This is a genomic window from Bacillus sp. SORGH_AS_0510 (genome assembly GCF_030818775.1).
Taxonomy (GTDB): Bacteria; Bacillota; Bacilli; order Bacillales; family Cytobacillaceae; genus Neobacillus.
This window is the reverse complement of record NZ_JAUTAU010000001.1, coordinates 3,933,955-3,958,482: the sequence shown is the minus strand read 5'-3', so window position 1 is coordinate 3,958,482 and position 24,528 is coordinate 3,933,955. Positions and strand designations below refer to the sequence as shown.

Here is a 24,528-nt window from a genome sequence, read left to right as displayed (position 1 = left end):
TCTAGTAAGGTGATTTGAACATTCTCGCCTTTATCCGAATAGTTTGTTATAGTTGTTAGGAATTGTTTTTCAAAAAAGGCTGTGTAAAAGAACACTGTTGAATTTTTTACCCTGTTGATTGGAGCGGAAAGCACGAAGACTCCTGTGGGAGTATGGTTCAGGGGAGACCCCGCAGGCGCGTTTCTCCGAGGAGCCTCGCCGAAACACCCACGAACCGCTCGTGCCTGGAGCGGAGATCAACAGGCAAGTTCAACAGAGCCTTCAAAAAAAGGAGTGAACAAAAATGGCAGTTAATTTGTATGATACCGCCTATGCATTAGAAACAGCGATCCGTCAAAGCCCTGAGTATACACAATTACAAAATGCTTATAAGGAAGTAAACGCTGACCCGCAATCAAAGCAGATGTTTGACCAATTCCGTCAAATTCAAATGAACCTTTCACAAAAACAAATGATGGGCCAAGAGATTTCTGAGCAAGAAGTTCAACAGGCACAATCTACAGTAGCACTTGTTCAACAAAATCCAAAAATAGCAAACCTTATGCAAGCAGAACAACGCATGAGTATGATTATTGGTGAATTAAATCAGATCATCATGAAACCATTAGAAGATTTATACGGAAAAATGTAATTTTCCCATTTTGGGCCATCGGTTTAGAAACCGATGGTCTTTTTTTATGCCCTCATGAACTCTCTTTTTTTGCACTGTTCTATTCGAGAGTGAAAAGTCATAAAAGTGTAATAAGGCAATTTCACCAAGGACAGGGGGCAAATTAATGATTTACCGCTTACTCGCGTTAAATATTGATGGCACGCTTCTTCAAACGAATGGAAAAATTCATAAATCAACAAAAGAGGCTATTGAGTATGTACAACAAAAAGGCATTTATGTCACACTAGTAACTTCACGTAGTTTTCCTTCAGCCAAAAAGGTGGCTAAGGCGTTAAAAATAAAATCACCACTCATTACCCATCAAGGTGCTTTCATTGCAAGTTCTATCGAAAAACCGGTATATGTGAAAAGGATTAATGAGGACATTACCTATGACACTGTTCGATTTTTAGAGGGGTTACCATGCCAAATTCGTTTGGTGCATGAACAATTTTCTATCGCCAATAAATTTAAATTAAATAATCAGCTAATAGCAAAAACAATATTTACTTCGGGGGATCCAGTTTTCTATTCTCAGCAGTTTGTATCCTCATTAAGTGAATATTTACATGACCAGCCCGTTACACCACCGAAGATGGAGGTTTATTTTGAAGACAAAAATGACCTGCTAGATGCAAAGCAGGCTTTAAGTAAGATGTATACTGAAATCAATATCATTGAGCTTGATTCACTAAGATTAGACATTGTCCCGGCAGGTGTCTCCAAGTTAGATGGGTTAAGTTACCTAGGAAGTCAACTAGGTATCCGTAAAGCTGAAATGGTTTATATTGGTGATGGAATAGACGATATTCCGCTGATAGAGGCAGTAGGTCTTGGGGTTTCCATGTGGAATGCAGATTTTGAAGTGAAAAAAGCTTCAGATTGGGTAACCCGATCGGAAAATGAACAAGGTGTAGCCTATATGGTAAAAGAACATTTTCGAAAACAACAGCCAATAGAGTTTTTAAGAAAGATGAAAATTATTAAAAACTAACCCTAAAAATATCATTGGCTATTAGCCTTTGATATTTTTTTTGCTAGATAGTGAATAATTTCCACCATATTGACCTTATTTTCTTGTTTTTGTACACTAAAGGGAGAATAAGAATGATTAGCTAGAGCGCCCGTTATGGCGCTCCTGCTTTTTCCTAGAGGTGATTTTTTGCGAATTTCTATAATAGGGTTAGAGGATGAAAGATTTAATCGTCCACTTCAATTAATTGCTAATTTGTTTTTTGAAGAATCCGAAATCATAAAAGCAATGAATGAAGAAGCGGATATTACAATAGATTTCAAATTGGATGTTCAGAAGACGATCTCAGTTTCTGCTGAATTAAAAGACCGTAATGGAGGATTCTTTGTTTCTGAATATCAGAAAGAGTTGCTACCAGTAAACACAGAAAAGGAATATTTTAAACAAATTAAAAATGCTGTCGCGCATGTATACTTATCTGTTTTGCAGGACTGGACTGGCATGATTCAAAAATGGGGTATTCTAACGGGCGTTAGGCCGACAAAACTGCTCCATAAAAAAGTTCAAGAAGGGGTTCCAATAAAAGAGGCTCATCACCAATTAAAGGAAGATTATTTAATTACTGATGAGAAAATTGAACTAATGCAGCAAATTGTTGATCGCCAGCTTACTGTAATCCCAGATCTCTACTCTCTTCAAAATGAAGTGAGTATTTATATTGGTATTCCATTTTGCCCTACTAAGTGTGCCTACTGTACTTTTCCAGCTTATGCGATTAATGGCCGCCAAGGGTCTGTCGATTCCTTTTTAGGCGGGCTCCACTATGAAATGAGAAATGTCGGATTATGGTTGAAAGAAAAAGGAATCCATATTACTACTGTTTACTACGGAGGGGGTACACCAACAAGTATCTCGGCTGAAGAAATGGATATGCTTTACGAAGAAATGTATATGTCCTTTCCAGATGTGGAAAGCATTCGTGAAATTACGGTTGAAGCAGGCCGTCCTGATACCATTACCCCTGAAAAATTAGATGTCTTAAAGAAATGGAATATTGACCGGATTAGTATTAATCCACAGTCGTATACCCAAGAGACACTAAAAGCGATTGGTAGACACCACACTGTAACAGAAACGATTGACAAATATCATTTGGCTCGTGAGATGGGTATGAATAATATTAATATGGACCTAATTATTGGATTGCCTGGGGAAGGGACTCCTGAATTTATTCACTCTTTAGACGAAACGGAAAAGTTAATGCCTGAATCCGTAACTGTTCATACGTTGTCTTTCAAGCGTGCCTCGGAAATGACAAAGAACAAAGAGAAGTATAAGGTGGCAGACCGTGAAGAGGTTGAAAAGATGATGGGACTTGCTCAAGATTGGACAAAAACTCATGGATATGTGCCATATTATCTTTATAGACAGAAGAACATCCTTGGTAATCTAGAGAATGTTGGCTATTCTCTCCCTAGTCAAGAAAGTATCTATAATATTATCATCATGGAGGAACTGCAGACCATCATCGGTCTAGGATGCGGCGCAGCCAGTAAATTTGTGGATCCCGTATCAGGAAAGATTACTCACTTTGCTAATCCAAAGGATCCTAAAACCTATAATGATAGCTTTGAAAAGTATACAGAGGACAAAATAAAAATTTTAGAAGAGCTATTCTCCGAAAAAGGTTCTCCTGCTTAATTAAGGCAGGGAACCTTTTTTTGCAGAAAATGAAAGTAGAAGTAGGTAGGGTCTAGATCTACTTTCTGAGCAAGAAGAGGTAAAAAAGTAGAAGTAGCCAGGGTCTAGATCTACTTTCTGAGCAAGAAGAGGTAAAAAAGTAGAAGTAGCCAGGGTCTAGATCTACTTTTTTGAGCAAGAAGGAGTAAAAAGTAGAAGTAGCCAGGGGCTAGATCTACTTTTTTGAGCAAGAAGAAGGAAAAAGTAGAAGTAGCCAGGGTCTAGATCTACTTTTTTGAGCAAGAAGAAGGAAAAAGTAGAAGTAGCGAGGGTCTAGATCTACTTTTTTGTTAACGTCTTGTTCTTAATAAAGGAAATTGCTATCTGAATGAAGAATAATTCATAGGATGAACATCATAGAATACTATGATGAATAAGAAGCTTTCATTAATGGAGGGGATATAGCTATGATGCAAACACCTTTAACGATGACGCAAATGATTGAAAGAGCAGAGAAGTATTTTCCAAAGAAACAGGTCGTTTCAAGAACAGCCAGCGGGATCCAGCGACTAACCTACAAGCAAATAGCCGAGAGAACGAGACGACTCGCGGATAGCTTAAAAAATTTAGGAATCCAAAAAGGTGATAGGGTAGGGACAATGGCATGGAATCATCATCGCCACCTAGAAGCTTACTTTGCTATACCTTGTATGGGTGCTGTTCTCCACACCATCAACATTAGACTCTCCCCTCAGCATATTTCCTACATTATTAATCATGCAGAAGATAAAGTTCTCCTAGTAGATTCAGACATATTGCCATTACTTGAAAAGTGTGCTCCAGATATTAAGAATGTAAAAGCCTTTATCGTTATGACGGATGAAGATGAGCTTCCAGAAACTTCACTATCTCCAGTCTACCATTATGAAAAACTGTTATCTCAAGCAAATCCTGAATTTCAATTTCCAAATGATATCGATGAAAATGATTCAGCAGGTATGTGCTATACATCTGCTACAACCGGGAATCCAAAGGGCGTCATTTATTCCCATAGAGGAATAGTTCTTCACAGCATGGCACTAGGACTAGCTGATAGTGCTGCCATGAGTGAAAAGGATATTGCTCTTCCGGTTGTTCCTATGTTTCATGCAAACGCATGGGGAATGCCTTTTGCTGCGGTATGGTTTGGGACATCTCTAGTATTACCGGGACCTTACTTTACTCCAAAGCTTCTTGCTGAGCTGATTGAGAAGGAAAGAGTGACAATAACAGCAGGTGTTCCAACCATTTGGCTGGGACTATTAAAGGAGCTCGATGAAGGTTCTTACGATATGAGTAGCTTAAGAGGGATTTTATGCGGTGGATCGGCCGCACCAAAAGGGATGATTAAAGCATTTGAACAAAGACACAAAGTGCCGTTTATGCATGCTTATGGAATGACAGAAACTAGTCCTCTAGTTGTCATTTCCACATTAAAAAGCTACCAGGAAGAACTGGATCCAGAAGAAAGGCTAGAGTTAAGAGCGAAGCAAGGAACACTTGTACCGGGACTTGAAATCAAGATCGTCGGGAAGGACGGAGAAGTCGCTTGGGATGGGAAGGAAATGGGAGAATTGTGTATTCGAGGCCCATGGATTGCATCTGAATATTATAAAGATGAACGAACGGCAGAAGCCTTCCGTGACGGTTGGCTTCATACAGGCGACGTCGTCACAATTGATGAAGAAGGTTTTGTAAAGATTGTGGATCGAACAAAAGACTTAATTAAGAGTGGTGGAGAATGGATTTCCTCAGTGGATTTGGAAAATGCCTTGATGGCTCATGAAGCTGTTTTTGAAGCAGCAGTTGTAGCCGTACCACATGAGCAGTGGCAGGAACGACCAATTGCTTGTGTGGTGTTAAAGGATTCCTATAAAGATAAAGTGGCTAAGGAAGAGTTATTTGACTTTTTGAAGATCCAATTTGCGAAATGGTGGATCCCAGATGATATTCTTTTCCTTACTGAAATTCCAAAGACTTCAGTTGGTAAATTTCTAAAAATGACATTACGAGAACAGGTCCAAAAAGAAGTACTAAGAGAAATCTAATGATTCTGAGGCTAACTCAAAGTAAAAAAGAGTTAGTCTCTTTTTGTGAAGAAAATTCGAAATATAAAGAAATATTATTTTTATTCCGATTCATTCCATATATAATGGTATTGGACATGAAGAATATGGGAGGAGTGTGCAAACAATGAATTTTGTTACTGACAAAGTGAGTCTACAGGTAAACGGTCGTGTGGCAACATTAGAAATGAACAGGCCTGAATCTTTAAACTCAATGGATGCAGATGTAATTAAGGGGTTAGTCTGTAAACTGAAAGAGATAAGTGATTCGGATGATATTGATATTGTTGTGTTAAGAGGGAAAGGGAGAGCCTTTTCGGCAGGCGGTGACATTAAGACCATGCTTTCTAATATGAATGAGAGCGATTTCTTTCCGGTCATGGATTGCATTAGTGAATTAATTATCACCCTATATAGCATCCCAAAATTGACAATTAGTGCGATTACAGGTGCAGCTGCAGGATTAGGTTTTAGCTTAGCATTAGCAACAGACTATATTATTGCAGATCAAACGAGCAAGCTTGCAATGAACTTTATTGGAATTGGTTTAATACCTGATGGTGGAGCCCATTTCTTTTTAGAAAAACGATTAGGTGAAACTCGTGCTAAACAGGTCATTTGGGATGGGAAAATGATGAATGCGGAAGAGGCTTTAAGGTGGGGACTAATTCAAGAAGTAGCTGAAGGAGATCTTCAGTCAGCTTTAGAAGCTCGGGTTTCCGATTGGTTAAATCGTCCTGTACAGGCCATGGTTAAAACAAAGAAAATACTAGCTGAAAAAAACCGACCACAGCTTTTAAAAGTTCTGGAATTAGAAAAATACGGTCAGCAAAAAATGCGTGAAACCATTGACCATCAAGAGGGAATCAAGGCATTTATTGAAAAAAGAAAACCTGTTTTTATAGGAAAATAAAATCGAGACTGACTCCAAATATAGGAGTCAGTCTCGTCAATTTTTTATGAGTGGAAAAGTAGGAGCTTGCCACTTGGTGACGTACATCTGTGTGTTTTCGCTAATAAGTTTTTCTCTGATAATAGTTTTTCCCCTTGCTCTTTTGCAGCTGTATCATTTTCTGCTTGAAAGGACTCATCTAAAATCTTCTCACCATTTGCTTCGAACGCGGTTAATTTATAGGTCTTCATCAAAATCACCCTTTATTTAAAAATTCTTACTATTATTTTTGCATAATTTACTAAATTGTGCAAAAGAAAAATGAAACCAAAAAGTGGATGATTCGTATAAAAAACGGAGAGGAGTGTGTGAAATGGTTCTTAAACTAGAGCATGTCACCAAGCGGTTCGGACGATTTACGGCTGTTGATGACCTGTCATTAACGATTCCTGAAAGGGAGATGTTTGGTTTTTTAGGAGCAAATGGTGCAGGGAAGACCACTACATTTCGAATGATTTTGGGATTGCTGGATAGCAGTGAAGGGAAAATTACATGGGACGGAAAACCAATCGACTACTCTACCAGTCATATAGTAGGCTATCTTCCTGAGGAGAGAGGCTTGTATCCTAAACTAAAGGTTCGCGATCAAATAGTTTACTTAGCCAGATTAAGGGGAATGGCTAAGGTTGAAGCACTGTCAGAGTTAAGGGTCTGGCTAGATCAATTTAAAATAAAAGAATATGAGAATAAAAAAGTAGAAGAACTCTCCAAGGGTAACCAGCAAAAGATCCAATTTATTGCAGCAGTTGTACATAAACCCAAACTACTTATATTAGATGAACCCTTTAGCGGCCTTGATCCTGTGAATGTCGAAATGTTAAAGGAGGCAGTTTTATCTTTAAAGAAAAATGGTACTACCATCGTTTTTTCAAGTCATCGAATGGAACATGTAGAAGAAATGTGTGAGCATTTGTGTATTTTACATAGAGGAAGGCCGGTTGTTCATGGTTCGTTAAAAGAAATAAAGAGAGCATTCGGAAAAAAGAACCTCGTCATTCATGCAGATTTTCCGTTAGAGATCTTAAAAAACTATCCTGGTGTCGTTAAGTCAAAAGGAACAACAGAAGGAATCCATTTACAAATAGCGGGAGAGGAAGTTGCTGAAAAAATCCTCAAAGAGATTGTGAGTCTTGGCTTTATTAGAAAATTTACGCTTGAAGAACCTTCTTTAAATGATATTTTCATTGAGAAAGTGGGTGATTCTTATGAATAACTTTTGGGTGATCCTTTTTCATACTTATTTAAATAAGTTGAAAAGCAAATCCTTTATCGTGACGACCATTTTGACAGTGGTGATTGTATTGGCACTGACAAATATCAATAATATTATTGCTATATTTGATAAGAATGGAGGAAAAGATGAAGTTGCAGTTCTGGATGAAACTGGGCTGCTTTACGAGCCGTTTAAGCAACAGCTTCAAACTATTAATAAAGATATACAACTTACTCAATATAAAGGCGATGAAAGTAAGGTAGAAAAAGTTGTAGAAAATGGCGATTTTAAAGGGGTCTTATACTTACGTTTAAATGACGAGAAACTTCCGGAAGCCACCTTTAAAGCAATGAGTATTGCAGATTCTTCACTGTACACTGACCTGCAAACTAGTTTACAGCAAGTAAAAACGACACTTGCCGCTTCACAAATTAACTTAACTCCAGAACAGCTTCAAAAATTATATGAACCAGTTCATTTTGAGAAATTTGCACTTGAGAAAAATGCGAAGACAGAAGAGGAATTAAATCAGGCTCGGGGACTTGTATATGTTCTATTATTTATTATTTATTTTTCTGTAATCATGTATGCGAATATGATTGCAATGGAGGTAGCGACTGAAAAGTCATCAAGGGTCATGGAAATTTTAATTTCGAGCGTTTCTCCAATTAAGCAGATGTTTGCAAAAATAATTGGTATTGGCTTAGTTAGTTTAACACAATTAGCTGTTTTCCTTATAGTGGGTTACTATTCTCTTACAAGGAATATGGAATCATTAAAAGAAGGGTTTTTCGGTGTCTATGGCTTCGGTGATATCCCATTAGATACCATTATTTACGCGGTAGTTTTCTTTATCCTGGGTTATTTTCTTTATGCTACACTTGCTGCATTTTTAGGGTCACTTGTGAGTCGTATAGAAGATGTTCAACAAATGATCACCCCTATGACGTTACTGGTTGTTGGAGGATTTATGATTGCCATGTTTGGTCTGGGTAAGCCAGATGCAACATTCATTACAATCACATCCTACATTCCATTTTTCACACCAATGATCATGTTTCTTCGCGTTGGGATGCTGAACATACCTCTTTGGGAAGCACTCGTAGGTATTACAATCCTACTTGCTACCATTATTGTATTGGCAATTTTTGGTGCTAGGGTCTACCGCGGAGGGGTCCTCATGTATGGTAAATCCAACTCTTATAAAGATATTAAAAAAGCACTACAAATAACCAAAAACGAATAGCTAGTTTAAGATCACTATCAAATTGGTAGTGATCTTTTTTGGTAGAACGTGCATTCGTATTTTGAAGGTGTTACAATAAAGAAAAGACGTTGAAAGGATTATCCTATGAAAAAGATATCGTTTATACATGCTGCTGATCTGCATTTAGACAGCCCTATGGTCGGACTAAAGTATTTGCCAGAAACTATTTTTTCGAGGGTGAAAGAAAGTACTTTTTCAGCGCTAAAGAAAATAACGAATGACGCCATTCAAAAGCAGGTAGACTTTGTTATTCTAGCGGGAGATTTATTTGATGGAGAGGATCGAAGTTTACGGGCCCAGGCGCGATTTCGCACTGAAATGCTAAAGCTAGAAGAGAGGGGAATTCCTGTTTATGTGGTCCACGGCAACCATGACCACTTAAACGGTACATGGGTAAAGCTAAACATGCCTGCAAATGTCCATGTATTTGCTAGTGAAACAGAAACTAAGGTGCTGCAAACGGAGAGTGGAGAAATCGTCCATCTTTACGGATTTAGCTATCCGACTAGGCATGTCTTTGCTAGAAGAATAGATGAGTATACGAAGATTAATAATATTGGTTACCATATTGGTATTCTTCATGGAAATGAAAGTTCGGGTTCAGAGCATGATAATTATGCCCCGTTCTCTGTTAAGGATTTATTAGAAAAAGACTTTGATTATTGGGCGTTAGGCCATATTCATAAAAGGGCTATTTTGTCAGAGGATCCTCCCATTATTTATCCAGGAAATATACAAGGAAGAAATAAGAAGGAACAGGGACCAAAAGGCTATTATCATGTTGAGCTTTTTGATACTGAGGCAAAAATGAACTTCAATGAAACATCAGATATTGTATGGGAGGAGGCAGAAGTGGATGTTTCATCTGCGACTAGCTTTTACGACGTCCTTCAACTATGTCAGACTGCAATTAACCGTGTCCGAAAAGATAAACAGGGAACATTATTATCTCTATCCTTAAAAAATATTCAATTAAATGATGAGCGGGAAAAAAGAAACTTAGATGGTGAACTCTTAGAACTCTTGTTAGAAGATGAAAAGGATGAAGAAGCATTTGTTTGGATTGTTGACTTACAGTTGAAAGATACAATGCTATTTGATAAGGAGCAATTAAAAAAGGAAGCTACTTTTTATGCAGAGCTTTTTGAAACAATAGAAGAATATGGTGATTTGGACCTGGCTTTAGCCCCATTATACGAGCACCAATTGGGTAGAAGGTATATATCACATTTGTCCGAGGTCGAATATCAAAAGCTAATTGAGCGTGCAGAGACACTACTAATTGAATTACTTAGTAAATCTTAGAAGTAAGGAGTAGATGCAATGAAGATTCTCGAGTTACATATATACGGTTATGGTCAATTAGAGAATGTAGTCATTAAAGACTTAGCTGATTTTCAAGTTTTTTATGGTGAAAATGAGGCCGGTAAGTCAACTATTATGGCATTTATTCATGGTATTCTTTTTGGTTTTCCTACAAAACAACAAAACGACCTGAGGTACGAACCAAAGCATAGCAGCAAATATGGAGGAAAAATCAGAATTTATCATGAAGAATTTGGATATGCCATCATTGAGCGTGTAAAGGGAAAAGCAACGGGCGATGTGAAGGTAGTTTTGGATAATGGTACGATGGGCGAGGAAGACCTTCTAAAACTACTTGTAGCTAACTTTGATAAAAGTCTATTCCAAGCAGTCTTCTCATTTAATATTCATGGGCTTCAGAACATTCATCAAATGAAGGGTGAAGAAATTGGGAAGTTTTTGTTTTCTGCTGGAACATTAGGAACTGAACGATTGGCCCAAGCAGAGTCATTGCTGCAGAAAGAAATGGATCAAAGGTTTAAACCGTCTGGAAAGAAGCCTATTGTAAATGAAAAATTGCAAGCAATTAATGAAGTCAATGTAGAATTGAAAAAGGCAGCCTCAAAAAATAAAGAATATGAAAGCCTTTTAGGAAAAAAAGAAATGCTGCTAAAGGAAATGGAAGAGATTAATATTCGCCTCAAGGAGCTAGGGGAGAACATTGAACAACTGAATGAGTGGAAAAGAATAGAGCCTTTTGTCAGGGAAGAAAAATGGCTTGAAAAAGAGGTAATTGATATAGGAGAGATTTCATTTCCCGCCCGGGGAATGGATCGTTTAGAGAAACTAACAGAGTTAATCCATCCATACAATGCTGAAATCAATAGTCTCACCGAACGCATAGCAAATATAAAAAAAGAGCTTTCCGGCATTCAGCCAGATCGAGCCTTACTAGAAAACGAATCTATGCTTCTAACTATTCTTGACCAGGTCCCACTTTTCGAACAAATGACATTGGAGAAACAGCAATATGAATTGAAAATTGCGGAATGTGATGAAAAGCTTTCCGTTATTAAAGAGAAACTTCACATACCTTTGGAAGAAGCCGATGTCTTTGCCATTAATACGAATATATATATGAAAAATCAAGTAGAAATAGCTTCAAGAAAAAGACAAAGACTACTAGAAGTGAAGGAAGAGTTAGAGGATCGGTATCAAGAAGAAACAAGATTACTTCAGGAGATAGAAAAGGAAGTACGGTTAGCTGAAAGCCATATTCTATCTAAACAAGAACGGGAGCAATTGGAGAAGCAGGTAAGTGGCGGAAATGATAAAAAGAGTTTAGAAATTGAATTGAAGGTATTACGGGATAAAATTGAATTTTACCAGCTAGCACAGGATCGAGACAAAAAAGAATGGGCTGACAGTAGAAAACTAAAAAGAATCCAATTGATGCTATTTGTTGGGATAGTAGTAGGACTATGTTTGTATGGACTTTTAACAAAGCAGTGGTTCCTTTTAATAATTGGATTGATTGGTAGTATTCTATTTACGTTTTTCATGAGAAAAGGCACAAAGCTGTCAAATGAAATGGAATTGAATCAAACTCTAGCTGAATTAAGAGAACAAGAAAAACAGCTGATTCAACAGATTCAATCCGCTAAGAATATGGATTTGACAAAACTCGAAGAGGAATTAAAAAGGGATAGTAATCAGAGAGAAGAACTTCAAGTACTACAGATAAAGCTAAAACAACAACAAACTCAATACGAGAAGGTCATTGCTAAGTTTGAAGAATGGGAATTGGAATTTGTTCAGAATAAGGAAAAGCTTATTGCCCTAAGTAAAGAATTAAAGATACCAGAGTATATTGCCATACCGTTTTTGTACGAGTCATTTGAATATATTGAACAATATAAAACTAACTCCCGCGAAAAAAATCAATTCCAATCTAGAGTAGAACAAATCAATCACCAACAAACCCAAATGTACCAAGCAATAAATAGATTTGCAGACCTTTTTCTATCTGAAAAAGGATCTTCTATACAAGAAACAGCTTACCGGTTAAGAAGTCGATTAAAAGAGGAACATGAGAAGCAAATAAAATGTCAGGAACGAGAAAAAAAGCTTACAGAGTTAGAAGCGGATATAGAGCAAAAAGAAAATGAAGTGGAGCACTTAAAAGCTGAATATAACAAACTCCTCATGGATGCAGGGGTGGAAAATGAGAAGGATTTCTATGAACTTGGTAAGAAGGCAGAAAGGCATAGTAAACTCTTAGAAAGACGGGAAGCACTTAAAAGCCAGTTGGCATACTCTATTCTTCCCAACAAGGTTTGGGAAGAATTATTACACATTCACAATTGTGATGAAAGACTGGCAGAATATAGTGATGAGGCCATCGGAATACAAACCAAGATGAAAAAAATGCAGGAAGAGTTTGCAGCAATTAAGTATGAAATTCAGATCTTAGAAGAGGGCGGAATATACTCTACGATTCTCCATAATTACAAGCAGAAAAAGTTTGAATTAGACGAGGCAGCGAAGGAATGGGCAGTGTATAGTATCGCTCAGGAAATTCTTTCAAATACTGTAGAGAAGTATAAGAGGATCCACGTTCCAAGAATGATTTCTAAAGCAGAAGAATACTTAACATTTCTTACAGAAGGCAGCTATCAAAAAATTCATCTGCAAAAGTCAGGAACAGGCTTCTTAGTGGAAAGAATTGACCGCACTGTATTTGAGGCAAATGAACTAAGCCAAGCAACAACGGAACAATTATATGTTTCCATACGACTTGCCCTTGCAACAACTCTCTATGAAAAATATCGGTTTCCAATTATTATCGATGACAGTTTTGTGAATTTTGATGCAAAAAGAACGCAAAAGGTGATTGAGTTGCTGCAAAAATTTAAAAATAATCAAGTACTATTTTTTACTTGTCATGAACATTTACTTACTCATTTCCCTAAGGAAAGTATCCTTAATATTACAAAAGGTGCGGTCCAGATAATTTCCTAGAGTAATAGGTGGATATGTTATAATTTAGATAGTAGGAGGAGCGTGAATAGCTTGGGAAAAGGAATTTTAAACTATGATGTTGGTGAACAGGTCGAGTTATTTCTATTGATAAAGAGTTCAACAAAAGGGATAGCAAGTAATGGTAAGCCATTTTTAACTTTAATACTTCAGGATCAAAGCGGTGAAATTGAAGCGAAGCTTTGGGACGCCAACGATGAAGATGAAAAGAACTATGCGGCACAGAATATCGTAAAAATCATGGGAGATGTACAAAATTATCGCGGGAAAAGTCAGCTGAAAATTAGGCAGATTCGTAAGACAGGCCCTGCAGATGGAGTGAAGTTAGACGATTTTCTTGAAACTGCACCATTGAGTCAGGAAGAAATGGTCAGCAAGCTGACACAGTATATCTTTGAAATGAAAAATCCTAACATTCAACGCATTACCCGGCATTTAATAAAGAAGCATCAAAAGTCATTTTTAGAGTATCCTGCAGCAACGAAAAACCATCATGAATTTGTTTCTGGTCTAGCTTTTCACGTGGTAAGCATGCTTGATTTGGCCAAAGCAATTGCATCACTGTATCCTAGCCTTGATAAGGACTTGCTATACGCTGGTGTAATTCTGCACGACATGGGCAAGGTTATGGAGCTGTCAGGACCTATATCAACTGTCTATACGATTGAAGGGAATTTATTAGGTCATATTACCATAATGATAAATGAAATTGGGAAGGCTGCCGAAGAATTAGGCATTTCGGGAGAAGAAGTACTTATTTTACAACATCTTGTTTTAAGTCATCATGGGAAAGCTGAATGGGGGAGTCCTAAACCACCATTAATCAAGGAAGCAGAAATTCTACATTATATTGATAACTTGGATGCGAAAATGAATATGTTGGATCGTGCTTTAGAAAGGGTAAAACCCGGGGAGTATACAGAGCGGATCTTTGCATTAGATAATCGATCCTTTTATAAGCCAGTATTTCATAAATAACCCGTAAAGGGTTATTTTTTTTGTAAGTTGAGTGATATTTCTTCCGTTGAGCGAATATGTTGTAGTAAAAAGTGGACAACCACTAAGAAGGGAGTAATAAATTTGACTATACCTATTTGGATTTATGCAGTCGTGGTTGGGATTGTTGTTAGTGCATTAATGGCGATAAAAACTGGCCGAGAAGAACGGAAAATGGAGCAGGAAAGCATCGAACAAGAAGGTGAGATCTATATTAAGCGCTTGGAAAGAGAGAAGGAACGAAGAGAAGAACTGAACGCAACAGGTGAGTAAAAAAAAGAGGATGTACCATAACAAAGTGTCAGACCTCTCAACCTACAATATACAGCCAAACTTAGCGTAATAACTGGCTATTTTATTGAGTTTGAAACGAGGGGTCAGACCCTTTTGGTACATCCTCTTTTGTCTAATTACTGTTGTGGAGCTGCAGATGTTTGTGGTTTAAGTGCGTCTTTTAAATCTTTATCACTAACCTTTACATTGGCAGCTTTTAGTTCACGTTGCATTGCTTTATTGATGGAGTCGCTTGTTAATTTAGATGATTTTACTTGGTATTCAATTTCTTTTTTCATATCTTCAAATGATTTTTTCTCTTTTTTATCGGTTAATTGGATGATATGATAACCGAATTGAGTTTTTACTGGTGCACTGATTTCGTTAACCTTAAGTGCATATGCAGCTTTTTCAAAGTCAGGATCCATTTTTCCTGTACCGAACCAGCCTAAATCACCGCCATTTTGTGCTGAAGCTGTATCTGTTGAATATTCTTTAGCAACATCCTCAAATTTTGCACCGCCATCAAGCTTTTTCTTTACTTCATTAGCAGTTTTTTCGTCCGCAACAAGAATATGGCGAGCTTTAATTTCAGGCTGGTAGTTGTCGTAGTAATCCTTTAATTCTTTGTCGGTTACCTTAACATCTTTCATAGCCGCTTTTTCTTGCATCATCCCTAGCTTCATTGTTTTCTTTAAATCAGCTTCACTTTTATAGCCATATTGTGCAAGGGTAGTTTCAAAATTTGCACCAAGGTCGGCCTTTAACTGGTCGATTTTTTCGTTTAGTTCTTTATCTGTCACTTTGTACTTTTTAGAAAGCACTTTTTCATATACAAGCTGCTGAAGGGCTTGATTACCATATTTATCCTTCATTGTGTTATACAGCTCTTCCTGTGTAACATTTCCAACCTTACTCTCTGCCACAGTTTCCGAACCGCCTTGATTACAAGCACTTAGTGCAAGTACCCCGCCTGCTATTGAAAGGGCTAAAATCCATTTTTTCATGTTGAAATCTCTCCTAAATTGTAAATTCTTGTCCACAATCTCTACTATAACATAAATGGTAAGTACTGCAAAAATTAACTTGTGTTTGTTTTTAGAAAATTTACATATAAAAACTTTTCCAAAAAAAAAATGGTAAGTGCCTAAACGAAATCAAACCCGTCTGAATAGTATATCTTAGAAAATGAAAAAGGAGGTATTACGATGAGCGCAGGATACGGAGCTGGATTTGCTCTAATTGTAGTCCTTTTCATCCTATTGATTATTGTGGGAGCTTCATGGGTTTATTAATAAAACCAGAATCAAATGTAGTGGAGAGGGGTGAAAGTTTATGTCAGGAGGAGCATACGGGGGAGGATTTGCTTTAGTTGTAGTCCTTTTCATTCTATTGATCATTATTGGTGCATCTTGGATCTATTAATGATTAATAAAAAAATTAAAAGCGATGAGACATTCCTCATCGCTTCGATTTTTTTATTCTCGTTACTGGTAATCCAAAGGAAGCCGGATTATGTATATAAAATTTCCAAGTAGGAAGAGATCAGTAAAATCGTAATTAGAACATTAATAATACGAAAAACTTTATGCTGGTTTTCTTCCGGTATTTCTTTTTGGATGCAAAGAGAATTGGTCATTTTATTTACAAAAAACAAGATGAAAATGGCAAAGACAATAAAAACGGAGATCATCAATGATTCCCTCCCAGATGTTCATATTATGCTTTATACAATATCAAAAAACATAAAAAAAAGATAGTCATAAAGAATAGAAGCTTATAAGACTTTCTAATCAATTAGAAAAAAACGGCATAAATAGGTTTACCTATGTCCGTAAAAGGTGAATAATGTACATAAAGTATTGTTTATGTTTGAAGAGAGGGCCAGTAAATGAAAGAATTTGATGCACTTTTGGAAAGAATAAAGCTTTTAGAATATCACCAAAAACTGTTACTTCAATTGCTAACGAATCCGCAACTCGATTTTTACAAGCTCATTATTGAAAAAGGAATATCAGAGCAGGAAGTACATGACTTTTTCCAATTATGTGACGGAATGAGCATAAAATTAGAAGAGCAAAAAGCGGAAGGGTATGTATATTTTCATCCGCTTTTCAATGAATTTGCTGCCTCAATCCCGGCAAATCTGTCTGTAAAGGAAGTAATAAAGGCCTGTTTAGTACAGAATCTGTTTGAAGTACTTTTCCAAGAATTGAGAAAGTATATTTAGTTAAACCAGTTCTTGTTGAGTCTTATCTGATTTCAGAAGCTTTCCATTTTCTTCTACAAATTCACTTTCGATATTATGGAAAGAGCGTTCGAAAATTTCCATAAAGTCATCTCCATAAATATTTCGAACAATTGCCATCATTTCAATGATGTCTGGGAACTTTCCATATAATTCACGAAGAGGTAAAGCACCTGAAAATACCGCATTACCATCTGGATTATACGACTCCATAAGTTGCAGCAGAATGTCCTCACCTTCTGCAGTCAACTGAATATACGTATTCCGCTTATCATTTTCTTTTTTAGAAAATTTCAATAAGCCTCTTTCCTCTAACTTTTTCGAAAAGTTAAATGCTGTTGAGACATGCATAACCCCAAATTTAGCCACATCCGAAATAGATGCACCATTTAAATGGTAGGCAATCCACAAAATATGGTGTTCATTAATATTCAGGTCAAAAGGCTTAATCCATTGCTGCCAGTCTTTCTCAATTGATTTCCATAAGGCTTTACTTAATTGCGCAATTCTTTGACTAAAAAGCATCGCTTCCTTCATTGAATATTGTTTCTCAGTCATCCCCATTTTCACCTACTTTTATATTTCTCTACTATCATTATGCCAATAAAATAAAAATTAATAAAGATATAAATTCACAAAATTTTTAGAAATTATATAAAATTTATATTGAAATTTTTAATTTTGAATAATATAAAATTATATTTTCATTTTTATTTTAATCTGTGAAACTAAAAAATGGCAACTTTTAGAATATTTAATACAAAAATTAGTTTTCCTTATATAGTTTATTAACATATCCCGAAAGCATAAACGATACCTTGTTCATAGGAATGGACGATAAAACATATAAATAGTTACAACAAATTGTTTCGAAACTTTTGAAATGCTCGTAGGAGGATCTGAAATATGAAGACTGTTGTAGTAACGTTTTTTATCATAAGTGCCATACTTTTACTAGGAACAATCAAATATTTATTAGATGTTACAAAACCAGGTGTATATCCCCCAAAACAAGTATTAAAAAAAAGAGCAGCCGTATTAGCTGGTGGTGGAGTGGTTTGTTTGTTATTTGCTATTTTGTTGTCATTTTTATCATGAAAAAATGGGTATTTAAGAAAAAGAACCCCAAGGGGTTCTTTTTTCTAAATAGGATTCCGTGTTATTTTTGCACCACGGAAGCTGATGATATTTTTTTTGTTCTTTTAAAAATTGACTGAGCAATTGGATACAAAATAACCATTATTACAGTGTTAAGTGCAATTGCTGGTAAAACACCTGCAACGAATAGGGCTGTGAAAGGTCCTGGTAAACCAACAATGAAATATGCTGATGATAAAAAGACGGATCCAGAAATCAATGTCCCCACTGCCGTTAGAATCCCTACACTAATAAGGGAACTCTGGTACTTTTTAAGGGCTAAGAATAAACCGAAAAATACTAAGGCAGTGATAGGCTTATCAATGATATTAGGAATCTGTCCACCTGGAAACCCAGTAGTTAATGCAGATAATACACCAGTCACAATTGAAAGCAGCATGACACTCTTAATTTCTGGAATAAGGATAATCCCTAAAAACATCATGGCAAGCATCATATCTGGCTTGATGGTTAGGAAGGCTGGCATGATTGCATGCAAGACTACCCCAATCCCTGCTAGTAGCGCTAAAATAACAATGTTCTTCGTATTCATTTCTCTTCTCTCCTCTGCTATTCTCATCTATTTGTTTCTCCTGTGGTGCACTCGTTGCCCACAGCGAAAAACTTGTTTTCATTATAACATAATAATGTCATGATATTAAAGAATTAATTTTCAGATAATTTAAATTTACAATAGGGTATTAGGTAAGTCTTTTGCTAATTCCTGTTGCCATTTCCTGCAACAATTGCGGTGTGTACTCACTTTGGTTGTTTTTCCAAACGGCTCCAAATCCATCTCCTTTGCCATATCGAGGAATCAGATGCATATGGTAATGAAAAACAGATTGGCCTGCATGTTCTCCGTTATTATTGATTGTATTTAAACCAATTGGATCAAATTCCTGTTTTAAAGCATTAGCAATTTCAGGTACAACCTCAAAGAGATTCCTAGCAATTTCCGGAGTTAATTCAAATATGTTTTCTTTATGTATTTTTGGGATGACAAGGGTATGACCTTTGGTTACTTGACTGATATCTAAAAAGGCCAACACATGTTCATTTTCAAACACTTTTGCAGCTGGAATTTCTCCATTCACAATTTTACAAAAAATACAATCGCTCATCATAACAGCTCCTTGTCCATAGTTTGTATTATTTTACCATACAAATAAGAAAAGCGTAAGCGCCTTGGTCAGCCCCGACAGGCAAATGTTCTTCGGCAAGAAAAGTCGCTCTTTGACTTTACTTGCAGAAGGTTATTTGACTCGAGCTGTAACAATCATCACTTTATCAAGCCATGATTGTTACAAGATACTCAAGGGAGAATATTCAAGATGAAAACTGGCTAGGTGCTGAGCTGGACAATTCTCAAAGTAGAATTAATATTATCCGTTCTTATAATATGAAAAAGGCAGGATCCGCATGGAATCCTGCCCTCTCGAAGGGGAATTGCTTCAAAAGGTACGTTCATTCAGGAGTGTTCTTTGATAAACACCTCATTTTTCGTAGAGTGTTTTTTTATAAAGAAACAATATTGTTCAAGCTGACCATCCCCTATTTGTTTTTATATGTTTTCCCAACTTATAAAAACGGGTAGCGATCTGCGGTAAACACCTCATTTTTAGTTTATTTGTGAATAAACCTTAAGCTTGGTGTTACTTGAACTCAAAATGGTTACCATGCACTTTGTACAAAACAACCATCCCCTTATCTGAAACGAATTGGAAGCTCTACTTGTTTGAAAGGAAATTGTCTTTAACAGACACCTCATTTCAATTTTTGATGAATTTCTTCATCGAAGTAAGTTATTTCCCCTTCGAATATTATGATGTCCGATTGTAAAAGAAATATACAAAAAAAAATCAAAAAATTGTATTCCTGTTTTTATCTAGTTGGATTTGATAAAATGAAAAACATAATCTGCTACGGAGGGACGTATGCAAATGTCTTTATTATCAATTGAAAATCTTGTCGGAGGATATACACGAAATCCGGTGCTAAAGGATATATCTTTTAACGTTAAAGAAAAAGAAATGGTTGGATTGATTGGGTTAAATGGTGCGGGGAAAAGTACGACAATCAAGCATATTATCGGATTAATGGAGCCGCATAAAGGCACGATTAAACTAAACAATCAATCCTTTACGGAAAACAAAGAAGCGTACCGGCGTTTATTTACCTTTGTTCCTGAAACACCTGTTTTATATGAAGAGTTAACACTGGAAGAACATTTGAAATTAACTGCAATGGCTTATGGGTTGACGGAAGCGGAATATAAAGAAAGAGTGGGGCCATTATTATCTGAATTCCGGATGGAAAAACGATTAAACTGGTTTCCTGCGCATTTTTCCAAGGGAATGAAGCAAAAGGTAATGATTATGTGTGCTTTTTTGGTACAGCCCTCGCTTTATATTGTTGATGAACCATTTGTTGGTCTTGACCCGTTAGGTATCCAATCGTTGCTTGACTTAATGAAAAAAATGAAAGAGAACGGGGCAGGTATTTTAATGTCCACACATATACTTGCGACAGCTGAAAAATACTGTGACCGCTTTGTCATCCTTCATGAAGGAAAAGTCCGTGCGAAGGGGACACTTGAAGAGTTAAGAGAACAATTCTCAATGCCATCAGCGTCTCTAGATGACCTATATATTCAATTGACGAAGGAAGAAAACTATGTTTGATGATAAAAAGCTGTGGAAGGACCGTGCGGGAGGTCGTGTTAAGGATTTAGGGAGATACCTGCGTTATATATTCAACGGGCATCTGGTGATTGTCTTGTTGTTCCTGATTGGAACGGCTGCTTATTACTATCAACAATGGATTGAGGCACTATCTTCCGATTTCCCTGCAGAAATTATAATCGCTATTTTGATCGGGTTATTTTTAACTTACAGTCCAGTTTACAATTTTTTACTTGAAGCAGATAAGGTGTATATTTTACCTCTAGAAGAGAAATTAAAAGGGTATTTTTTCCGTTCGGGAGTAGCAAGTTTTGTTTTCCAGGGGTACATTCTTTTAATGGTACTAGCTGTACTCATACCAATGTATGCCCATGTGAACAGTAGTGGATTCCGCTTATTTATACCTTTTTTCGTTGTCCTATTAGGATTGAAGGTTTGGAACTTAGCCGCTAGCTGGAGAATTCATTATTTTGTTCAGACTTCCGTACATAGATGGGATATGGTGGTTCGATATTTAATTAATACAGTATGTACCTTTCTGTTATTCAAACAAGCAAATATCTTTATTTTGCTTATTCTTGTAGTAGTAATGGCGTTTTATTATCGTACCTTTTATGTCCGAACGAAAAAAATGGGTCTTAAATGGGATTTGTTAATTGAACAGGAAGAAAAAAGAATGGCCTCCTTCTATCGATTGGCGAACCTGTTTACAGATGTACCAAAGCTAAAGGATACAGTTAAAAGAAGAAAGTGGCTTGATTGGTTAATCAGCAGCATTCCTTTTTCACAAGAAAAAACCTATTTGTATTTGTATTCAAGGGCATTTTTACGTTCATCAGATTACTTGGGACTATTTATCCGGTTAACAGTCATTGGGGCCATAGCGATTTATTTCATTTCATTTGGTTTAGGGCAAATCCTTTTGGGTATTTTATTCTTATATTTAACAGGTTTCCAACTGCTGCCGTTATGGAATCATCATCAAAACAAGCTCTGGGTTGATTTATATCCTGTTCCAGAAAATAATAAAACGGAAGCGTTTCATTTTCTTTTGATGAGGGTATTATCAGCAGAAGCAGTTATTTTTTCCTTGTTTATTGCTCTTAAGGGTGAATTCCTAAACAGTTTGGTGGCCTTAATTGCAGGTTTGATATTTAGTTATGTTTTTGTTTACCTATACAGTAAGAATCGTATAAAGGCATAAGATAAAATCCCCTTTTTTGATAAAGGGGATTTTTTTGAAACCATAGGACGGTTTCTATCGTAGGTAAACATAAAATGTTAGTGGAGGGAGTGAGTCTTTGTTGAATGAATATGAGCTGAAGGTATATGAAGAAGTGGAAGAATGGAAAAGAAAATTAAATAGACGGTCTGGAATGATGAATCGGATCTCAAAGAAAGCACAAATGAAATTTAATGAATGGATACCGGAAAAGGTTCATGAGGTAATGACCGAGAGTATTAAAGGAATGGTAAAAGCTACGTTATTTGGTTCAAAGGTTACAACAAAAAAAGGCCAGGCAAAAGGGTTATCACTCCTAGAGAGAGATGAATTGGTTCGAAGAAAAATATCCACATATCAGAAAACAGCCATTGTTGAAGGGGCTGGAACCGGTGCGGGTGGAATCCTCCTCGGGCTTGCTGATTTCCCATTGCTTCTAACAATCAAAATGAAGTTTTTGTTTGAAGCAGCTGAAGTGTATGGCTTTAACACCAATCAATATGAAGAGAGACTTTTTGTCCTTCACATTTTCCAACTGGCTTTTTCTAGTGATGAAATCCGCAGAAGTACACTTTATGAAATTGAAAATTGGGAAGAACGAAAACAGGTACTGGTAGAAATGGATTGGCGGAAATTTCAACAGGAGTATCGTGATTATATTGACTTAGCAAAAATGCTGCAGCTTGTTCCAGGGATTGGGGCTTTTGTTGGAGCCTATGCCAATAATAATTTAATGAAACACTTAGGTGAAACGGCCATGAATGTCTATCGTTTAAGATTGCTGCAAAAAGCCCCTGAACTTTGAGAATTCAGGGGTTTTTTCTTACTCATTTTCGTGTATCTTTAATGCAGCGGTCCCAAGGGTTTTGGCGGCAATTAACATCGCATTTTCATCGATATCAAATTTTGGATGATGATGTGGATAGGTTGGTTGCTCACCTAGTGGTTTGGCTCCTGTGTAGAAGAAGGTGCCAGGGACTTTTTGTAAATAATAGGCGAAATCTTCGCCACCCATTTGTGGTTCTGTTTCTTCGATTGTTTTTACCTCTGGAACCAATTGGGCACAGGTTTGGAGAAATTCTGTTTCAGTTGCATGATTAACGACAGCAGGATAGCCTCTGAAAAAATTATATTTATAGGTGCAGTCAGAGGTATAGCATGTTCCATAAATCACACGTTCCATTTCTTTTTCAATAAATTCTCTTATTTCTTCATTAAAGGTTCGGACGGTTCCGACGAGTTTCGCTTTATCTGCAATCACATTAAAAGCATTCTGAGCGGCAAATGACGCAACGGTCACAACTGCTGCATCCACTGGATTCACCTTTCGACTAACAATTTGTTGTAGGTTTAGAACAAGCTGGGAAGCAGTGACAATAGCATCCTTTGTTTTATGTGGCTGTGCACCATGTCCTCCTTGGCCTTGAATTTCAATTTCAAAACGGTCAGCTGCTGCCATAATTGGTCCTGTTCTGTATTGTATGGTACCAGTAGGTTCACTTGCCCATAAATGAGTTCCGAAGATGACGTCTACACCATCTAAACAGCCATCCTCAATCATGGAAGCAGCTCCACCTGGGGCATATTCTTCAGCGTGTTGATGAATGAAAACATAGGTTCCTTTAAGATCATCTTTGCACTCATTTATTGCTTTAGCCAGAACTAGAAGTGTGGCTGTATGTCCATCATGGCCGCAGGCGTGCATGACGCCAGGAACTAATGACTTGTATGGTACATCCTTTTCGTCTTGGATAGGGAGTGCGTCAAAATCTGCCCGAAGTGCAACTGTTTTTCCAGGTAGTTTTCCATACACTTTTGCAACGACGCCATTTCCACCTACGTTACTTTTTACTTCAATATTTAGCTTTTTATAATAGTTTTGAATAAATTCTGCTGTTTGATATTCCTTAAAGGATAGTTCTGGATGCTGGTGCAGATAACGTCGGATAGTGACCATTTCGTCGTAGGATCCATCTAATTTTCCATATAGTCGGTTTAACAAAGGTAATCCCCCCAATAGTAAGATAAAAGATTTTATATTCAAACTATTTTAACGCTTTTCCACTATTATATAGATTTTTATGTATATTTTCTTTATACTTTTTAAAGTATTTTAAAAAGAAAGTGAAAGGGTTAGGGGAATGAAGACCAAAAGCAAAGTGAACTTTTCTTTTATTTTTATGGGGCTCGTGGTGTTATTCGCATTATTTACGACCATTAAAGTAGCAACACACAGTATTTTTTGGATGGATGATAAGATAGCTGGACTATTTTCACATGTACCAAATCCCTTGATTCCATTTTTTATAAACCTGACTGAAATGGGTGATAAAAAAGGAATTGGGGTAGTCGCCATACTAATGTTAGTCTGGTTATTATTGAAAAATAGAAATTATCTCGGAGCGGCTGTTTTTGCCTTATCGGTTGCAATAGGTAATGAAATTAGTAAAATACTCAAGGATTATTTTGCACGCCCAAGACCAGATCTAGAGCATCTTGTTGAGGTGAAAAGCTACAGCTTCCCAAGTGGTCATGCTATGGTTGGGATGACTGTGTACTTTCTCATTGCCTATTTATTAATTGAGGCAACAGCTTCAAAAACGGCAAAAATCATTATCGGGGCCTGTGCTGCCATATTACTTCTTTTAATTGGTGCAAGTCGAGTGATTTTACATGTCCATTATCCATCAGATGTCTTGGGGGGCTACGCATTAGGATACATATGGGTGTCATTCTCGATTATGATTTATTCTTACTTTAAAAAAAGGACCAAATAGGAAAG

The 24,528-nt window shown here is 36.8% G+C and carries 26 protein-coding genes; 19 read left to right on the top strand and 7 right to left on the bottom strand.

Annotated features, from left to right (window positions below; genetic code table 11):
- Positions 1-283: 283 nt before the first annotated feature.
- The 5 genes from QE429_RS20235 (at position 284) to QE429_RS20215 (ending at position 6,323) form a co-directional block, all read left to right on the top strand.
- Positions 284-631 carry a YlbF/YmcA family competence regulator gene (locus QE429_RS20235; protein ID WP_307289608.1) on the top strand — a complete coding sequence of 116 codons (348 nt, stop codon included), beginning with the start codon at positions 284-286 and terminating at the stop codon, positions 629-631.
- Positions 632-776: 145 nt separating this feature from the next.
- Entirely contained in the window at positions 777-1,646 is an 870-nt protein-coding gene (locus QE429_RS20230; RefSeq protein WP_307289607.1) for a Cof-type HAD-IIB family hydrolase, read from the top strand.
- A gap of 168 nt (positions 1,647-1,814) precedes the next feature.
- Positions 1,815-3,326 (top strand): coproporphyrinogen III oxidase, encoded by a 1,512-nt coding sequence (locus tag QE429_RS20225; RefSeq protein WP_307289606.1) that lies wholly within the window; start codon positions 1,815-1,817, stop codon positions 3,324-3,326.
- 446 nt (positions 3,327-3,772) lie between these two features.
- Positions 3,773-5,392: a long-chain fatty acid--CoA ligase gene (locus QE429_RS20220; RefSeq protein WP_307289605.1), complete on the top strand. Its 1,620-nt coding sequence runs from the start codon at positions 3,773-3,775 to the stop codon at positions 5,390-5,392.
- A 145-nt stretch (positions 5,393-5,537) separates the two neighbouring features.
- Positions 5,538-6,323: an enoyl-CoA hydratase gene (locus QE429_RS20215; protein WP_307289604.1), complete on the top strand. Its 786-nt coding sequence runs from the start codon at positions 5,538-5,540 to the stop codon at positions 6,321-6,323.
- Positions 6,324-6,367: 44 nt separating this feature from the next.
- Here QE429_RS20215 and QE429_RS20210 read toward each other — a convergent pair whose 3' ends face one another.
- A complete protein-coding gene (locus QE429_RS20210) occupies positions 6,368-6,553 on the bottom strand; it encodes a YhzD family protein (RefSeq protein WP_307289603.1) in 186 nt (61 codons plus the stop codon).
- A gap of 122 nt (positions 6,554-6,675) precedes the next feature.
- Between QE429_RS20210 and QE429_RS20205 the strand changes: the two genes are divergently transcribed.
- The 6 genes from QE429_RS20205 to QE429_RS20180 all read left to right on the top strand — a co-directional run bounded on the left by QE429_RS20205 (position 6,676) and on the right by QE429_RS20180 (position 14,455).
- Positions 6,676-7,575, top strand: a complete 900-nt coding sequence (locus tag QE429_RS20205) for an ABC transporter ATP-binding protein (protein WP_307289602.1) — start codon at positions 6,676-6,678, stop codon at positions 7,573-7,575.
- Positions 7,568-8,821: an ABC transporter permease gene (locus tag QE429_RS20200; RefSeq protein ID WP_307289601.1), complete on the top strand. Its 1,254-nt coding sequence runs from the start codon at positions 7,568-7,570 to the stop codon at positions 8,819-8,821. The genes QE429_RS20205 and QE429_RS20200 overlap by 8 nt, the downstream gene beginning before the upstream one ends.
- Before the next feature lie 105 nt (positions 8,822-8,926).
- The gene (locus tag QE429_RS20195; protein ID WP_307289600.1) at positions 8,927-10,147 is read left to right on the top strand and encodes a metallophosphoesterase family protein; all 1,221 of its coding nucleotides are present in this window, start codon (positions 8,927-8,929) and stop codon (positions 10,145-10,147) included.
- An 18-nt stretch (positions 10,148-10,165) separates the two neighbouring features.
- The gene (locus tag QE429_RS20190; RefSeq protein ID WP_307289598.1) at positions 10,166-13,168 is read left to right on the top strand and encodes an ATP-binding protein; all 3,003 of its coding nucleotides are present in this window, start codon (positions 10,166-10,168) and stop codon (positions 13,166-13,168) included.
- 51 nt (positions 13,169-13,219) lie between these two features.
- Positions 13,220-14,164 carry a 3'-5' exoribonuclease YhaM gene (gene yhaM / locus QE429_RS20185; RefSeq protein WP_307289597.1) on the top strand — a complete coding sequence of 315 codons (945 nt, stop codon included), beginning with the start codon at positions 13,220-13,222 and terminating at the stop codon, positions 14,162-14,164.
- A gap of 102 nt (positions 14,165-14,266) precedes the next feature.
- On the top strand, positions 14,267-14,455 hold the full coding sequence (locus tag QE429_RS20180; RefSeq protein ID WP_307289596.1) for a sporulation YhaL family protein: 189 nt from the start codon (positions 14,267-14,269) through the stop codon (positions 14,453-14,455).
- A gap of 137 nt (positions 14,456-14,592) precedes the next feature.
- Here QE429_RS20180 and QE429_RS20175 read toward each other — a convergent pair whose 3' ends face one another.
- Complete coding sequence (locus QE429_RS20175) at positions 14,593-15,462, bottom strand: peptidylprolyl isomerase (protein ID WP_307289595.1); 870 nt, start codon at positions 15,460-15,462, stop codon at positions 14,593-14,595.
- 201 nt (positions 15,463-15,663) lie between these two features.
- Between QE429_RS20175 and QE429_RS20170 the strand changes: the two genes are divergently transcribed.
- Both QE429_RS20170 and QE429_RS20165 read left to right on the top strand, forming a co-directional pair.
- The gene (locus QE429_RS20170) at positions 15,664-15,750 is read left to right on the top strand and encodes a YjcZ family sporulation protein (protein WP_074432824.1); all 87 of its coding nucleotides are present in this window, start codon (positions 15,664-15,666) and stop codon (positions 15,748-15,750) included.
- 40 nt (positions 15,751-15,790) lie between these two features.
- The gene (locus QE429_RS20165; protein WP_307289594.1) at positions 15,791-15,880 is read left to right on the top strand and encodes a YjcZ family sporulation protein; all 90 of its coding nucleotides are present in this window, start codon (positions 15,791-15,793) and stop codon (positions 15,878-15,880) included.
- Between the two features lie 88 nt (positions 15,881-15,968).
- On the opposite strand, the gene QE429_RS20160 is transcribed toward QE429_RS20165, so the two are convergent.
- On the bottom strand, positions 15,969-16,148 hold the full coding sequence (locus QE429_RS20160; RefSeq protein WP_307289592.1) for a hypothetical protein: 180 nt from the start codon (positions 16,146-16,148) through the stop codon (positions 15,969-15,971).
- Between the two features lie 198 nt (positions 16,149-16,346).
- Between QE429_RS20160 and QE429_RS20155 the strand changes: the two genes are divergently transcribed.
- The gene (locus tag QE429_RS20155) at positions 16,347-16,685 is read left to right on the top strand and encodes a DUF1878 family protein (RefSeq protein WP_307289591.1); all 339 of its coding nucleotides are present in this window, start codon (positions 16,347-16,349) and stop codon (positions 16,683-16,685) included.
- Here the strand turns inward: QE429_RS20155 and QE429_RS20150 are convergent, their stop codons facing one another.
- Positions 16,686-17,261 (bottom strand): HTH-type transcriptional regulator Hpr, encoded by a 576-nt coding sequence (locus QE429_RS20150; RefSeq protein WP_307289590.1) that lies wholly within the window; start codon positions 17,259-17,261, stop codon positions 16,686-16,688.
- 348 nt (positions 17,262-17,609) lie between these two features.
- Here QE429_RS20150 and yhzF point away from each other — a divergent pair, with 348 nt between their 5' ends.
- Positions 17,610-17,801, top strand: coding sequence for a membrane protein YhzF (yhzF, locus tag QE429_RS20145; RefSeq protein WP_307289588.1), 192 nt, complete (start codon positions 17,610-17,612; stop codon positions 17,799-17,801).
- Positions 17,802-17,862: 61 nt separating this feature from the next.
- On the opposite strand, the gene QE429_RS20140 is transcribed toward yhzF, so the two are convergent.
- Both QE429_RS20140 and QE429_RS20135 read right to left on the bottom strand, forming a co-directional pair.
- Positions 17,863-18,393: a tryptophan transporter gene (locus QE429_RS20140; protein WP_307290897.1), complete on the bottom strand. Its 531-nt coding sequence runs from the start codon at positions 18,391-18,393 to the stop codon at positions 17,863-17,865.
- A 148-nt stretch (positions 18,394-18,541) separates the two neighbouring features.
- Positions 18,542-18,964, bottom strand: coding sequence for an HIT family protein (locus QE429_RS20135; protein WP_307289587.1), 423 nt, complete (start codon positions 18,962-18,964; stop codon positions 18,542-18,544).
- An 819-nt stretch (positions 18,965-19,783) separates the two neighbouring features.
- On the opposite strand from QE429_RS20135, the gene QE429_RS20130 reads away from it, so the two are divergent.
- The 3 genes from QE429_RS20130 (at position 19,784) to QE429_RS20120 (ending at position 22,551) form a co-directional block, all read left to right on the top strand.
- Positions 19,784-20,524 carry an ABC transporter ATP-binding protein gene (locus QE429_RS20130; RefSeq protein ID WP_307290896.1) on the top strand — a complete coding sequence of 247 codons (741 nt, stop codon included), beginning with the start codon at positions 19,784-19,786 and terminating at the stop codon, positions 20,522-20,524.
- Positions 20,517-21,728, top strand: a complete 1,212-nt coding sequence (locus QE429_RS20125) for an ABC transporter permease (protein ID WP_307289586.1) — start codon at positions 20,517-20,519, stop codon at positions 21,726-21,728. Before QE429_RS20130 ends, QE429_RS20125 begins: the two co-directional genes overlap by 8 nt.
- 100 nt (positions 21,729-21,828) lie before the next feature.
- On the top strand, positions 21,829-22,551 hold the full coding sequence (locus QE429_RS20120) for an EcsC family protein (protein WP_307290895.1): 723 nt from the start codon (positions 21,829-21,831) through the stop codon (positions 22,549-22,551).
- Positions 22,552-22,569: 18 nt separating this feature from the next.
- Here QE429_RS20120 and QE429_RS20115 read toward each other — a convergent pair whose 3' ends face one another.
- Positions 22,570-23,703 (bottom strand): M20 family metallopeptidase, encoded by a 1,134-nt coding sequence (locus QE429_RS20115; protein ID WP_373463272.1) that lies wholly within the window; start codon positions 23,701-23,703, stop codon positions 22,570-22,572.
- Between the two features lie 184 nt (positions 23,704-23,887).
- On the opposite strand from QE429_RS20115, the gene QE429_RS20110 reads away from it, so the two are divergent.
- Positions 23,888-24,523, top strand: coding sequence for a phosphatase PAP2 family protein (locus QE429_RS20110; protein ID WP_307289583.1), 636 nt, complete (start codon positions 23,888-23,890; stop codon positions 24,521-24,523).
- The last annotated feature ends 5 nt before the right edge of the window (positions 24,524-24,528 follow it).